15 protein-coding genes are annotated in these 12,195 nt (G+C 64.4%); 2 read left to right on the forward strand and 13 right to left on the reverse strand.

Going from position 1 to position 12,195, the window contains the following annotated elements; genetic code table 11:
* Position 1: 1 nt before the first annotated feature.
* The 6 genes from ACWAT4_RS23480 to ACWAT4_RS23505 all read right to left on the reverse strand — a co-directional run bounded on the left by ACWAT4_RS23480 (position 2) and on the right by ACWAT4_RS23505 (position 4,132).
* Positions 2 to 706, reverse strand: coding sequence for a glutathione S-transferase family protein (locus tag ACWAT4_RS23480; protein WP_212299329.1), 705 nt, complete (start codon positions 704 to 706; stop codon positions 2 to 4).
* A 370-nt stretch (positions 707 to 1,076) separates the two neighbouring features.
* Positions 1,077 to 1,742: a DUF429 domain-containing protein gene (locus ACWAT4_RS23485; RefSeq protein WP_449728164.1), complete on the reverse strand. Its 666-nt coding sequence runs from the start codon at positions 1,740 to 1,742 to the stop codon at positions 1,077 to 1,079.
* Positions 1,743 to 1,773: 31 nt separating this feature from the next.
* Complete coding sequence (locus ACWAT4_RS23490; RefSeq protein WP_212427967.1) at positions 1,774 to 2,121, reverse strand: carboxymuconolactone decarboxylase family protein; 348 nt, start codon at positions 2,119 to 2,121, stop codon at positions 1,774 to 1,776.
* Between the two features lie 3 nt (positions 2,122 to 2,124).
* Positions 2,125 to 2,646 (reverse strand): RNA polymerase sigma factor, encoded by a 522-nt coding sequence (locus ACWAT4_RS23495; protein WP_449728165.1) that lies wholly within the window; start codon positions 2,644 to 2,646, stop codon positions 2,125 to 2,127.
* Positions 2,643 to 2,852, reverse strand: coding sequence for a YgaP family membrane protein (locus ACWAT4_RS23500; RefSeq protein WP_212299325.1), 210 nt, complete (start codon positions 2,850 to 2,852; stop codon positions 2,643 to 2,645). The genes ACWAT4_RS23495 and ACWAT4_RS23500 overlap by 4 nt, the downstream gene beginning before the upstream one ends.
* Before the next feature lie 95 nt (positions 2,853 to 2,947).
* Positions 2,948 to 4,132 (reverse strand): serine hydrolase domain-containing protein, encoded by a 1,185-nt coding sequence (locus ACWAT4_RS23505; protein ID WP_449728166.1) that lies wholly within the window; start codon positions 4,130 to 4,132, stop codon positions 2,948 to 2,950.
* Between the two features lie 246 nt (positions 4,133 to 4,378).
* On the opposite strand from ACWAT4_RS23505, the gene ACWAT4_RS23510 reads away from it, so the two are divergent.
* On the forward strand, positions 4,379 to 4,927 hold the full coding sequence (locus tag ACWAT4_RS23510) for a hypothetical protein (protein WP_212299323.1): 549 nt from the start codon (positions 4,379 to 4,381) through the stop codon (positions 4,925 to 4,927).
* 31 nt (positions 4,928 to 4,958) lie between these two features.
* Here the strand turns inward: ACWAT4_RS23510 and ACWAT4_RS23515 are convergent, their stop codons facing one another.
* The 7 genes from ACWAT4_RS23515 to ACWAT4_RS23545 all read right to left on the reverse strand — a co-directional run bounded on the left by ACWAT4_RS23515 (position 4,959) and on the right by ACWAT4_RS23545 (position 11,738).
* Positions 4,959 to 5,648 (reverse strand): GNAT family N-acetyltransferase, encoded by a 690-nt coding sequence (locus ACWAT4_RS23515; protein ID WP_449728167.1) that lies wholly within the window; start codon positions 5,646 to 5,648, stop codon positions 4,959 to 4,961.
* A 4-nt stretch (positions 5,649 to 5,652) separates the two neighbouring features.
* The gene (locus ACWAT4_RS23520) at positions 5,653 to 6,000 is read right to left on the reverse strand and encodes a Lin0512 family protein (RefSeq protein ID WP_212427962.1); all 348 of its coding nucleotides are present in this window, start codon (positions 5,998 to 6,000) and stop codon (positions 5,653 to 5,655) included.
* 24 nt (positions 6,001 to 6,024) lie between these two features.
* Positions 6,025 to 7,851, reverse strand: a complete 1,827-nt coding sequence (locus ACWAT4_RS23525; RefSeq protein WP_449728168.1) for a chloride channel protein — start codon at positions 7,849 to 7,851, stop codon at positions 6,025 to 6,027.
* Positions 7,852 to 7,958: 107 nt separating this feature from the next.
* Positions 7,959 to 9,614, reverse strand: a complete 1,656-nt coding sequence (locus ACWAT4_RS23530) for an acetolactate synthase large subunit (RefSeq protein WP_212299319.1) — start codon at positions 9,612 to 9,614, stop codon at positions 7,959 to 7,961.
* Between the two features lie 178 nt (positions 9,615 to 9,792).
* The gene (locus ACWAT4_RS23535; protein WP_449728169.1) at positions 9,793 to 10,437 is read right to left on the reverse strand and encodes an O-methyltransferase; all 645 of its coding nucleotides are present in this window, start codon (positions 10,435 to 10,437) and stop codon (positions 9,793 to 9,795) included.
* A gap of 10 nt (positions 10,438 to 10,447) precedes the next feature.
* Entirely contained in the window at positions 10,448 to 11,074 is a 627-nt protein-coding gene (locus ACWAT4_RS23540; RefSeq protein WP_449728170.1) for a PadR family transcriptional regulator, read from the reverse strand.
* 112 nt (positions 11,075 to 11,186) lie between these two features.
* Complete coding sequence (locus ACWAT4_RS23545) at positions 11,187 to 11,738, reverse strand: carboxymuconolactone decarboxylase family protein (RefSeq protein WP_449728171.1); 552 nt, start codon at positions 11,736 to 11,738, stop codon at positions 11,187 to 11,189.
* Positions 11,739 to 11,813: 75 nt separating this feature from the next.
* On the opposite strand from ACWAT4_RS23545, the gene ACWAT4_RS23550 reads away from it, so the two are divergent.
* Complete coding sequence (locus ACWAT4_RS23550; RefSeq protein WP_449728172.1) at positions 11,814 to 12,188, forward strand: MmcQ/YjbR family DNA-binding protein; 375 nt, start codon at positions 11,814 to 11,816, stop codon at positions 12,186 to 12,188.
* Positions 12,189 to 12,195: the final 7 nt, after the last annotated feature.

A 12,195-nucleotide genomic window follows, 5' to 3' on the forward strand; every position in this document is an offset into this window, starting at 1 on the left:
TTCACGGACGCTTCGGAATGTTCAATCCGCGCTCCACGGCCGGCCGCGCCAGGCCGCGTTCGAGCCAGGCACCGACCGATTTGAACTGGCCGAATGCAACGAGATCGCCCGCGCCGTAGAAGCCGACGAGGTTGCGCACCCAGCCGAGCATGGAGATGTCGGCAATGGTGTAATCGTCATCCATGAACCACTGCCGGCCTGAAAGATGCGCGTCCATCACGCCGAGCAGACGCTTGGACTCGCCCACGTAACGCTCCAGCGGGCGCTTGTCCTCAAAATCCTTGCCGGCGAATTTGTGGAAGAAGCCGACCTGTCCGAACATCGGCCCGATGCCGCCCATCTGGAAGTGCACCCACTGGATGGTCTGGTAGCGCCGCGCCGCGTCCTGCGGCAGCAGCTTGCCGGTCTTCTCCGCGAGATATTGCAGGATCGCGCCCGACTCGAACAGCGCCAGCGGCCTGCCGCCGGGGCCGTTGGGATCGAGGATCGCCGGAATCTTGCCGTTGGGATTGAGCGAGAGAAATTCCGGCGTCTTCTGATCGTCTTTGCCGAAATCGACCAGATGAACCTCGTAAGGCAGTCCGATCTCCTCCAGCATGATGGAGACCTTGACGCCGTTCGGCGTCGGCAGCGAATAGAGCTGAAGCAATTCCGGATGCTTGGCAGGCCAGCGCTTGGTGATGGGAAAGGCGGACAGATCAGACATCGGAACCCCGGCTGCTTGCGTGAGAGTCCGCCTAATCTAGGCGAGCCGGGACATGGCGCAAGGCCGGGACGTCGTCACATCAATATTCAGCCGCGAAATCCGGTCATAATGGCCGCAGCAGATGACTGGTGGCATAGAGCACATCGTGCTGGACGCGCTGCTCGATGAAGGACTGCCCGGTGACGAACAACGCCCCGGCGAAAACGAGTGTGAGCATCGCGGTCGCTAACTGACTGGCATCATACATCGTAGTACGAGCTTCTCTCAATTTCGGTTCGCATAGGGAACGCGGACCGACCACGGCCAGTTCCTGCTGGGTTCAAATAAATTGCCTGTTTTTCCCAGACTTGAGATCCACCATCCGAACGTCTCAGTAGTTGATCTCCATCCGCAGACCGCGCGGATCGATCTCATTATCGCCGACGCGCTGCGTGCTGTCCCGCGCCGCAATCGCACATGCGCAGGCATCGATGAGATCGTCGCGACCGATGCCGGTGCCGTGGCGCTGCGTCAGCCATTCCGGCAAGCGCGTGAAGCCGCGCTGCGCCAGCAGTGCGATGCGCTGCTCGCGACCTTCCGCCGAGGTCTTCTTCGCCAGTCGGACTCCGCTGGCGAGATTCCGGAAGATCAATTCCGGATGTGCTTCGCCGATTGTCGCCTGGCGCTCCGGCGTCATGATCTCGTCCACCTCCCTGATCTTGTCCCTGATATTCCAGAGTTGCGCCGAGACGCCCCTGCCCTTGCCTTCGTGCTTCCAGTAATGGCGATTGGCGGCCGCCATGTCGGGAAACGTCCAGAGGTCGCGGCGAGCCCCGAGGAATACGGCGGGGCCCACCAATTCGCGCGCCCGCAGGTCGCACGCGCGATAGCCGCTCGGCTGCAACCCGATCGGCATGTCGATCATCGCGCGCGCATGCGGAATCGCGAGCAGGCGCGTCAGCCCTGGCGAATAGTCGAACCCATGATCGCCGCGCTCATCGATCCACGCGGCAACCCAGCCGAAACGAAATCCGTCGAGACCGAGATAGGTTTTCACATGCCCGGTCCCGCCCCCTGCCAGCGCTTGTTCACCCTGCACCCTCACCCCGATGTCGATCAAACAGCCGCTGCGCCAGCAGCGCATGGCCGAGCGTGCCGCCGGCGCGCACCGCCGCTGCAATCAGTGCGGCTTCTGCCACCTCCTCGCGCGTCGCGCCGGCTTTCGCCGCCTGCGCCGTATGCACGTCGAGGCAATAGGCACATTGCGTGGTGAGCGCGACCGCGAGCGAGATCAGCTCGCGATATTTTGCTGGGATCAGCCCGTCCTTGCGCTCGACCGCGCGGTTGAACGCCAGGAATGCGTTGGCTTCGACCGGCGCGAGCGCGACGAAGGCCGGGACCGATTTCAGATCGTCCGGGTTTTGGTAATCGGCCATGACTCACCTCGTCAGATATTCGCGCATCAGGGCGCGGGCGCGATGCAGACGCGCTTTCACGGTCTGTCGCGTCGCGCCGATCGCGTCGGCGATTTCGTCGATGGTCATCTCCTTGACGTCGCGCATCAGCGCGACATCGCGGTAATGCGCCGGCAGCGCTTCGAAGGCTGCGGCGACGTCGAGCCGCAGATCGGCCTCTGGCCGCAACAGCAGCACGGCCTCCGCCTCGCTCTCATCGACCGACGGGGCGAGGCCCGCCTTGCGCGCGAGCCGCAGGCATTCACGACGGACCACGCTGAACAGCCAGGACGAAAATGCCAATAGCGAGCGGATCGTGCCGACATGCCGGAACAGGATCCACAGCGCCTCTTGCGCCGCATCCTCGGCATCCGCCGAACTGCGGCACGTCGCGCGAGCGTAGCGGCGGATATCGGGCTGCGCCGTCTCGAGCAGGCGGGCTATGGCCTGGGGATCGCCGAGCCGCGCAGCCTCAAACAGGTTTGGGGAGATTGCGGCCGCGCTCACGACACATCTCCCCTGCCAATGCCGGCCATCGCGCACATCGGACAATAGCCGACGAGGCCGGTCAGCGCGAAACCTGCACCGCCGAACGCGACCAGCCATGCCGGCGCACCGGTCAGATAGACGAACGCCGCAATCGCCACGGCGATCCCTGACGCAACCCGCACCGCCTGGTGCCAGCCGCCGATATTCTTCCTGTAAAATGCCATCGCATCCTCCGAGATGGGCCGAGGCGGAATGCCTCGACCACCAAGAGGGCGCGACGGCGCAAAAGGATTCGCCAGGACGCGCAATTTCTTCGCGCTCAGCTTCCGACCGCCTGGTAGGCCAGGCGCTTGAACTCGAAGAAGAACGGATTCCAGAAGCCCAGATGGCGCTGGGCCATCAGGACGCCCGCCGTATTGGCCTCGGGGCAGATCCACCAATGGGTGCCGGCCAGGCCGCCCCACTGGAATTCGCCGGTGGAATTCGGGGGATCGAACTGCGTCGGCGCGAAGGTGACGGCGCCGCCTAGGCCAAAGCCCTTGCCCGGCATCGGGCCGAGATTGGCGAAGCGGATGGTCTGGCCCGCCGGCAATTGGTTCGTCATCATCTGCCGCAGCGTCTCCGGCTTCAGCAGCGCGTCCGGGCCAGGCAGCAGCGCACGCACCAGAGCAAGCATGTCCGGCAAGGTCGACACCAGCCCACCGCCGCCCGACAGTCGCGGGAACGGCCGCCGATAGGCCTGCGGAAAAGGCAGATTGTCCGCGCGGGTGAGGCCAGGCTTCATCGGATCGAGCACGTCGGCGCCGGTGTAATGCGCGACCAGCCTGCCCTGCTGCGCTTCAGGCACGGAGAAGCCGGTATCGGTCATGCCGAGCGGATCGAAGATCCGCACCTTGAAGAAGGCGTCGAGCGGCTTGCCCGAGACGACCTCCACCACGCGGCCGAGCACATCGGTCGCCACCGAATATTCCCAGGACGTGCCGGGATGATATGACAGCGGCAGATCGGCGAGCTTGTCGATCATGTCGGTCAGCGGCGTCAACGGATTGAGCACGCGCGCGTCGTTGTAGCCTTTGAACAGCACCGTGCCGGGATCGAAGATGCCGTAGCTGAGGCCCGATGTATGGGTCAGAAGCTGCCGGATTGTGATCGGGCTTTTCGCCGGCTCGACATCAGCAAGGCTCGAAGCGCCCTGCTTCAGCACCTGGCGATTGCCGAGTTGCGGCAGGAATTTCTCGATGGGGTCATCGAGCCCGATAAGGCCTTCCTCGACCAGCAGCATGATCGCAGACGTGACGAATATCTTGGTGTTGGAGAAGGCACGAAAGATATGGTCCGGCCGGAGCGCCGTCTTGGCCTCGCGGTCGGCGAAGCCGACGCATTGCTGATCGACCACCTCGCGCCCCCGCAGCACGGCCCAGGACACGCCAGGAATGATCTCCTGATCGACGTAGCGTTGCATCGCTGTCCGCACGGCGGAAAAATCTGGCGTTCTGACGTCCATAAACAGGCCCCTCTCCCAATTGGTTGCCACGGATATAGCAACGAATCGGCGGCGTGAAAGCCCGTTCGTGCGAGCCTCGATCCGCACAGGCACCTGCCGCTTTTTTGTTTCGCTGCATGTTCGCACCCGTGCGAGCAACACAACGAAAACGCCAGCAATCCCCGCGGCAAGACCTCGTTAAGCGCGCGACCTTTAGCCTCACAGCCATGTTCAGCGTATCTTCACCCTCACCAGGAGTGACCGGCAATGACCTCGATCTCTGCAACGACCACCAATTCCTACTCCCCGCTCGACCGCCTCAAGAGCGAGCTCACCAAGGAAGTCTCGGCGGGCACCATCTCTTCGAGTGACGAATCCGCGCTCTCGTCGGCGCTCGACGACATCGATTCCTCACTCAAGAGCGGCGCATCGAGCGCGACCTCCTCGTCGCCGCCCTCGGCCGACGAGATGCAATCCAAGGTCGACGACCTCATCCAGAACGAGGTGTCGAGCGGCAAGCTGACCAGCGACCAGGCAAGCGAGCTGAAGAATGTGTTCGCCAACACCTTCTCCGGCAGCGCCGGCGGACCGCCGCCCCCGCCCGATGGCAGTGACAGCTCCAGCACGAGCAGCACGGACTCGACCTCTTCGTCGGATTCCTCCTCCAGCTCGTCTTCGGCCACCACCGCAGAGCTGATGAAGGAGCTGATCGCGCTGCTCCAGAACGCGACCAGCCAGTCGACCTCCTATGGCTCCAGCGGCAACTCGGCGGCCTCCAACGCGTCGAGCGCGCTGCTGGTCGATTACACGACTTGAGCCCAGCGGCCCGGCGCGCACCGCCGGGCCGTCATTCCTGTTTCATGAACGCCGTCACGTGAAGGCGGCGGCGGAGGCGCATGCCCTGGCGCTCGTAGAGAGCGATGGCAGAGGTGTTGTTCGAAAACACATGCAGGAACGGAATTTCACCGCGCGCCTCGATCCGGCGCGCGACGGCTGCGAGCAACGCCTGCGCGTAGCCGCGCCCGCGATAGTCGGGATGGACGCAGACGGCCGTCATCTCGACGAACTTGCCCGGCTTCATGCGCTCGCCGGTCATCGCGACCAATTCGCCGCCGGCGCGGATGCCGAGGAACGTGCCGAGCTCGTGCGTCCGCGCAGCGAACGGCCCGGGCTTGGTCAGCGCCGTGAGCGCCATCATCGCGGGAACGTCGGCCGGACCGAGCGTGACGATCTCGGCATCGCGCAATGGGCTGTCGGCGGGCGAGCCGATCATCTGATCGCCGCTCTCGGCGAGCACAACCTTGAATCCGGCCGGGACATCAACCGGGTCCGGCGTGAACAGCGCGACAACCTGCGAGGGCGACACGAGATCGCCGAGCGCGGCAAAGCTTGCCGCCGACATGTCGATCATGTCCGCGAACGGCGTCATGTCCACGGGATAGCGCAGCGCGCGCGGGCCGCCTTCCGCCAGATGCTTATGGCTCGTCGTCAGCGCGCTCCAGATCGGACGATCCAGCAGAGCCTCATCGTCGGACATCGACTCATTCCTTGTCGAAGCTGACGATGACAGCGGCATTGGCGATGAGGATGGGGTCATTGGCCACTTCCGTGGCCGAGGGAATCTCCAGCCCGCCCTTGACCGCGGTGACGGTCACGGTGCCGTAAGGAAGCTCCTTGGCGACCGCCTCCTTGTCCACCGCCTCGGGATAGGGCACGCCAATCGTGACATCGACGAACATGTCATTCGCGGTCTTGTTGATCATCCGGAAGAAACCGAGGCTCGAATGGCGGATGGCATCCGACACCGCGCGCTTCGCCGCCTTGGTGGCATCCCTGCCGTGGACGTCGACGCCCATCCCCATCTCGGTAACACAACGAACGCGAGTCATGCTCATTCCTGTCGCTGCTGGAGTTCAGAGGGACTGACCTTCCGCGATCCGTGCCTCCGGCACAAGCGCCTTTTCGCGCAGGAAATATGCGTTGCGGTCCTCCTCCTGCGCGTTCACGACCGCGCGAATTCGCAGCAAATCCTTGCGAGCGACCAGGCCGACCACGCGATGGCTGGCGCGATCGACCACCGGCAGCCGGCCGAGATCGGAGGCAACCATGAGGTCCGCAACCCGCCCCAGAACGTCGTCGGGATGCGCCACCACGCTGGAGCTGTCCGACACGACGTCATCGAGCGTTGCGGCCTGATGATCGCCCTCGGTGCGCCAGCGCAGCACGTCGGCGCGCGTCACCATGCCGGTCAGACGTCCATCGGCCGCGACGACCGGATAGGATTTATGACGACGCTGGTCCGAGGTGAAGAAAGTCACCGCCGCGTCGATGGACATGTCGGCCGGCAGCGTGTCGACATCCGTGACCATGACATCAGCCGTACGCATCAGTTCGAACGGGTCGATCGCATATTCACGGGTGATGTGCTGGCCGCGGCGCGCGATCTTTTCGGTCAGGATCGAGCGCTTGAGCAACAGCACGGTGACGGCATGCGCCGCGCCAGTCGCCGCCAGCAACGGCAGAAGCATGTCGATATTGCCGGTGAGCTCGATCGCGAACATCACGCCGGTCAGCGGTGAGCGCATCGTGCCGCCCATCATGGCGGCCATGCCGACCAGCGCCCAGAACGATGCGCCACCGGGCAGCACCAGCCCCTCCATCCAGCCGGCGGTGCCGCCGAGGATGAGCAGCGGCGCCAGCACGCCGCCCGACGTGCCCGAGCTCAGCGCGACCACCCAGATCACGGACTTCACCAGCAAGAGCCGGATCGCCTCGTCGCGCACCATGTGGCCGGAGAGGAGATCCGCAATGACGTCATAGCCGACGCCGAGCGCGCTGGGATCGATCAGCCCGCCGAGGCCGACGACGAGGCCGCCCAGCATCGGCCACCACATCCAATGCATCGGCAGATGATCGAACAGGTCTTCGATGGCGTAGAGCAGCCGCGTCATCAATCCGGATTGCAGGCCGGCGACGATGCCGACGCCGATCGCCGCCGCGAGGCCCCACCAGGGCAAATCCGGCCGGTCCGCGAATGGAAACAGCGGACCGGTCCCGAACAGCAGTGGCCGCCACGCCGCCGAAATCACCGCTCCCGTCACGACGGGGAGGAAGCTGCGCGGCTTCCATTCGAACAGCAGCAGCTCGACCGCGAGCAGCACCGCCGCAATCGGCGTGCCGAAGATCGCCGTCATGCCGGCGGCAGCGCCCGCGACCAGCAGCGTCTTGCGTTCGGCCGCGGTGAGATGGAAGCACTGGGCGAAGATCGATCCGATCGCGCCGCCCGTCATGATGATTGGCCCCTCGGCGCCGAACGGACCTCCGCTGCCGATCGACACCGCCGAGGACAGCGGCTTCAGGATCGCGACCTTCGGCTGCATCCGGCTGCCGCCGATCAGGATCGCCTCGATCGCCTCGGGGATGCCGTGGCCCCGGATCTTCTCCGACCCGAACCGCGCCATCAGACCGATCACGAGACCGCCAAGCGCCGGCGCCAGCACCATCCAGATCCCCCGATGGGCATTCGCCAGCGAGACGTTCTCAGTGCTGACATGACCGAACCAGACCAGATTGGTCACCAGCGCGATCAGCTTCAACAGCACCCAGGCGGCCCCGGCGCCGAGGCTGCCGACCAGCAGCGCCATGCCGATCAGGACCAACACGCGGCGATCGGCGGTAAAATCTCCGGGCTTGCCGCGAGGACGCGGGAGGCCGCCGGTCATGTCGGGGGGCTGGCGCATGGATATCTCTGGTCGGGAGGATTCTTCGCGCCTGCAATATATCGTAGAACGATATATATCAAGGAATGGCAGGTATGACCCTCCCGGCAATTTTCGAGAATTTTCTCCTATTTCTGCCGCGCGCGCAGCTCGTCGACCAGCACCCGCACGTTCTCGGAATAGTCGATCGGGATCGAGACCAGGTGCACGCCGCCCTCCTTGAAAGCGGCATCGAGCGTCGGGCCAAAGCTGTCGATGTTATCGATACGGTGACCCTTGGCGCCATAGGCTTTGGCATAGAGTGCAAAGTCGGGATTGCCGAAGGTCATGCCATAATCGGCAAAGTAATCGACGGCCTGCTTCCAGCGGATCATGCCGTAAGCGTTGTCCTCCAGCACCAGCACGACGAGATTGAGCTTGAGGCGAACGGCAGTCTCCAGCTCCTGGCTGTTCATCATGAAGCCGCCGTCGCCGGCGACCGCGAGCACACGGCGATCGGAATAGAGCATCGCGGCCATCATCGCCGACGGCAAGCCGGCACCCATCGTCGCCAGCGCATTGTCGAGCAGCAGCGTGTTGGCGACGCGGGTGCGGTAATTGCGAGCGAACCAGATCTTGTACATGCCGTTGTCGAGCGCGACGATGCCGTTCTCCGGAATGACCTGACGGATGTCGTGCACGATGCGCTGCGGCGTCGGCGGCCAGCGTGTCTCGGTGGCGCGGTCGGCGATGTGGTTGAGGATTTCTTCGCGCAGCGGCAACAACGTCGCGGCCTGCGGCAGCTTGCCTTCGAGCCGGTCGGCCAGAAGCTCGAGGCTCGGGCCGACGTCGCCGATCACCTCGGCGTCGGGGAAATACACTAGTTCGACACTCGCCGAGGTGTAGCTGACGTGAATGACCTTCGGCCCCGACGGGCCCATGATGAAGGGCGGCTTCTCGATCGGATCATGGCCGATCGCCACGATCAGATCGGCGGCGTCGATGGCATCGTGTACATAGTCGCGCTCGGATAGCGCCGCGGTGCCCATGTAGAGATTGGTGCCGCCCGGCACGGTGCCCTTGCCCATCTGCGTGGTGAAGAACGGAATGCCGGTCCGCCGCACGAAACTTGCGATGCCGTGGGTCGAGCGCGGGCGGCTGGTCGCGGCCCCCATCATCACCAGCGGACGCTTTGCGGCCAGGATCATCTCGGCGGCGCGATCGAGCGCGGCGCGATGTGCGACGGGAATCTCGATCGGATGGATCGGGATCACGGGAACGGCGACCACCTCGTCGCCCGCGATGTCTTCGGGCAATTCGAGATGCACCGGACCAGGCCGCTCCTCCATCGCCACGCGGAAGGCGTCGCGCACCACGGTCGGAATCGAGGAGGCGCTGACGATCTGCCGCGACAGTTTCGTCAGCGGCTTCATGGTCGCGACCACGTCCACGATCTGGAAGCGGGCCTGCCGGCTGCTCATGATCGGCTTCTGGCCGGTGATGAGGATCATCGGCATCGCGCCGAGATGGGCGTACGCCGCGCCGGTCGACAGATTGAGTGCGCCCGGACCGAGCGTGGAGAGACAGATGCCCGGCTTGCCGGTGAGCCGGCCATGGGTCGCCGCCATGAAGGCGGCGGCCTGCTCGTGGCGGGTCAGAACCAGCTCGATCTTGGAGGTGCGCAGCGATTCGACAAGATCGAGGTTTTCCTCGCCGGGCACGCCGAAGATGCGGTCGACGCCTTCGTTCTCCAGCGCCGCAACGAACAGGTCCGATCCTTTGACTTTGCGTTCCTGCTCGCTCATGTCGCCTCTCCAGTGACGATGTCCGCTCCCGCACACAGCAGGAACTCGGCGCGCATCGTAACCGCGTGGCGTTCAGGCACAACTCACAATGCAGGCGGCTTGCGAGGGTGCACGACTATTCTTCGTATCCATCGTTCAACGATGGCACGCCGACGCAAGGCGTTGTGGGCGGAGGACCTCACCTCACCTTCAACGACAGCTCCGTGCCGCCCTTGAGCGGCAGCGTCATCGAGACGAAGCCGTTGTTGGGATCGCGGATGAAAGCGAGATAGTCGGGCTCGGCATTGTCGTTCATGACGTAGCCGCCGACGAGCAGTTGCGGCGCGACGATCTCGATCACCTCGCGCGCCAGCGAGGGACGGCCCTCCCCCGGCCAGCCGTCGATCAGCACGAAGTCGACGGGGCCACCGAGGTCGCGCAGCGTCTTGCGTGCGTCGCCTTCGCGGATCTCGGCATAGTCGGCCAGGCCGGCAACAGCGAGATTGCGCCTGGCGGCTTCGACCTTGGCGGGCACGATCTCCGAGCCGATCACGGTGCCACCGCCATTATCGCGGACGGCAGCCGCGAAATAGAGCGTCGACATGCCGACCGAGGTCGCGAACTCCGCGACGCGGGTGGCGCGCAAGCCGCGGCACAGCAGGTAGATCAACTCACCCTGCTCGGGATGGATCGAAAAGCCCTGTTCGGCATAGGTGTGAGGATCGCGGCTGTTGAACGAGCTGCGCGGACCGCCGCCGGACGGCCGCGACCGCGCGCCCTGCAGGCGCGCGATCACGGCGTTGACGCGCGGATCTTGAATCGGACTGTGCGGCCGATCGGACATGCGGCCCCCTTCACTTCCCGAGGATTTCCGCAGCCGCGCGCTCCAGGATCCCGGCGATGCGACGCGCCTCGGCGGAGTCGCTGCCGTGCTTGCTGCGCAGCGCGCGCTTGAGATTGTGGCGGGCGCGGTGCAGCTCGTCGGAAGCATCGGCATCGAGATCGCTGACGCCGGCAAAGGCCTCGCGCACCTCGTCCATGCGGCGTCCGATCCGAGACAGCGCCTGCAGGATCGCATCGGCCGTCCCGCGCTGCTCGGCGAGATGTGCCTCGCCCTGCGGCGTGATGCTATAGAGCTTGCGGCCGCCGTCCTGCGCGACGTTCGTGTGGCCGACCTCTTCGAGATAGGTCAGCGCCGGATAGATCACTCCGGGGCTCGGCGTATAAAATCCCTCCGAACGCTCCTCGATGATCTTGATCAGCTCGTAGCCATGCGCCGGCTTCTCGGCGAGCAGAGCCAGGATCACGAGCTGGAGGTCCTGCGAGGCGAGGCGCCGGGCGCCCGGAAAGTCGTCGCCGCCGCGCCCGAAAAAGCCATGCCCGCCCCGGCCGAAGCGATGCCGCCCGCCGTGCCGGCCCATGCCAAAATGGGCGAAGTGGCCAAAATGGAAGTCTCTGTGCTCTCGGTGCTTGCTAAACATATCTTACGTCTCCTTCTTAAAACCTATCTTACGATATAATTTGCGATAATAAGGATTCAAATCATGGATCCGTGATCGCTTGCCGGCCGGGACTCACTACCGCGCCGCCGTGCTACTCGGCGGCTTCGCTTGTGGGCACGCCCCGCTCGACCTCGAGCTGAAGGATGTCGTTGAAGCGGTTGAACGCACCGCACAGCGCGATGCGCCAAGTCAGCTCGACGATCTGTGCTTCCGAGAAATGGACGCGCAGACGGGCAAAGTTCTCGTCCCGCGTCCTGTTCCAGTTGTTGGTGACGGCGATCGCATATTCGACGACGAGCTTGTCGAGCTCATCGAGCTCCGGATGATCCTTGAAGTCGACAAGGCGCGCAGTGCCCTCCTCCGACACGCCCTGCACCGCAAGCTTTGGCGCGTGGTGGGAAACGCAATAGTCGCATTTGTTGAGCAAGGACACCGTGACCAGCGCCAGCTCGAGATGCCGCTTCGAGATCATGCCTTCGCTGGCGAGATCGACCAGCAAAGACCACATGTGCTTGAAGATCGGCGCGCGATGCGCCATCACACCGGCCTGGTTCTCGAACGCACCATAGGTCGTCATCTTGTCCCACAGAGGTCGCAGTGCTTCCGGCAGATCGCCCCTGGTCTTGATCGAAACGCGCGACATGGCATGTCATCCCTTGTTGGACGACGCATGCTGCCATAGGGGCCGGCCCGTCCGCTACCTTGCGATCGCAAACGCATGACACCTAGAACGTTCGAAACACGCTGCTTGCGCCTGCCCGCCGCCACCAAGGTGGTGCAATGGGAAGGCACCTCTGTGTTCAAGGTCGGCGGCAAGATGTTCGCGCTGAGCGGCGGTTATACGGCTGATACCGGCGGCTACATGTTCAAGGTCTCGAACCTGGCCTATTCCATGCTGATCGAACACGGGCTGGCGCGGCCCGCGCCTTATCTTGCGCGGGCCAAATGGGTGCAGCTCGTCAGCAACAACGCGTTGCCGGACGCGGAGCTGACGGCCTATCTCGCCCAGGGGCATGCGTTGATCGTGGCAAAACTCACGCGCAAGGCTCGCAAGCAGCTTGGGCTTGCGTCGCCGGAAACCGGGCTCGAATGACGATCTC

The sequence above is a fragment of the Bradyrhizobium sp. T-1 genome, from assembly GCF_053592855.1.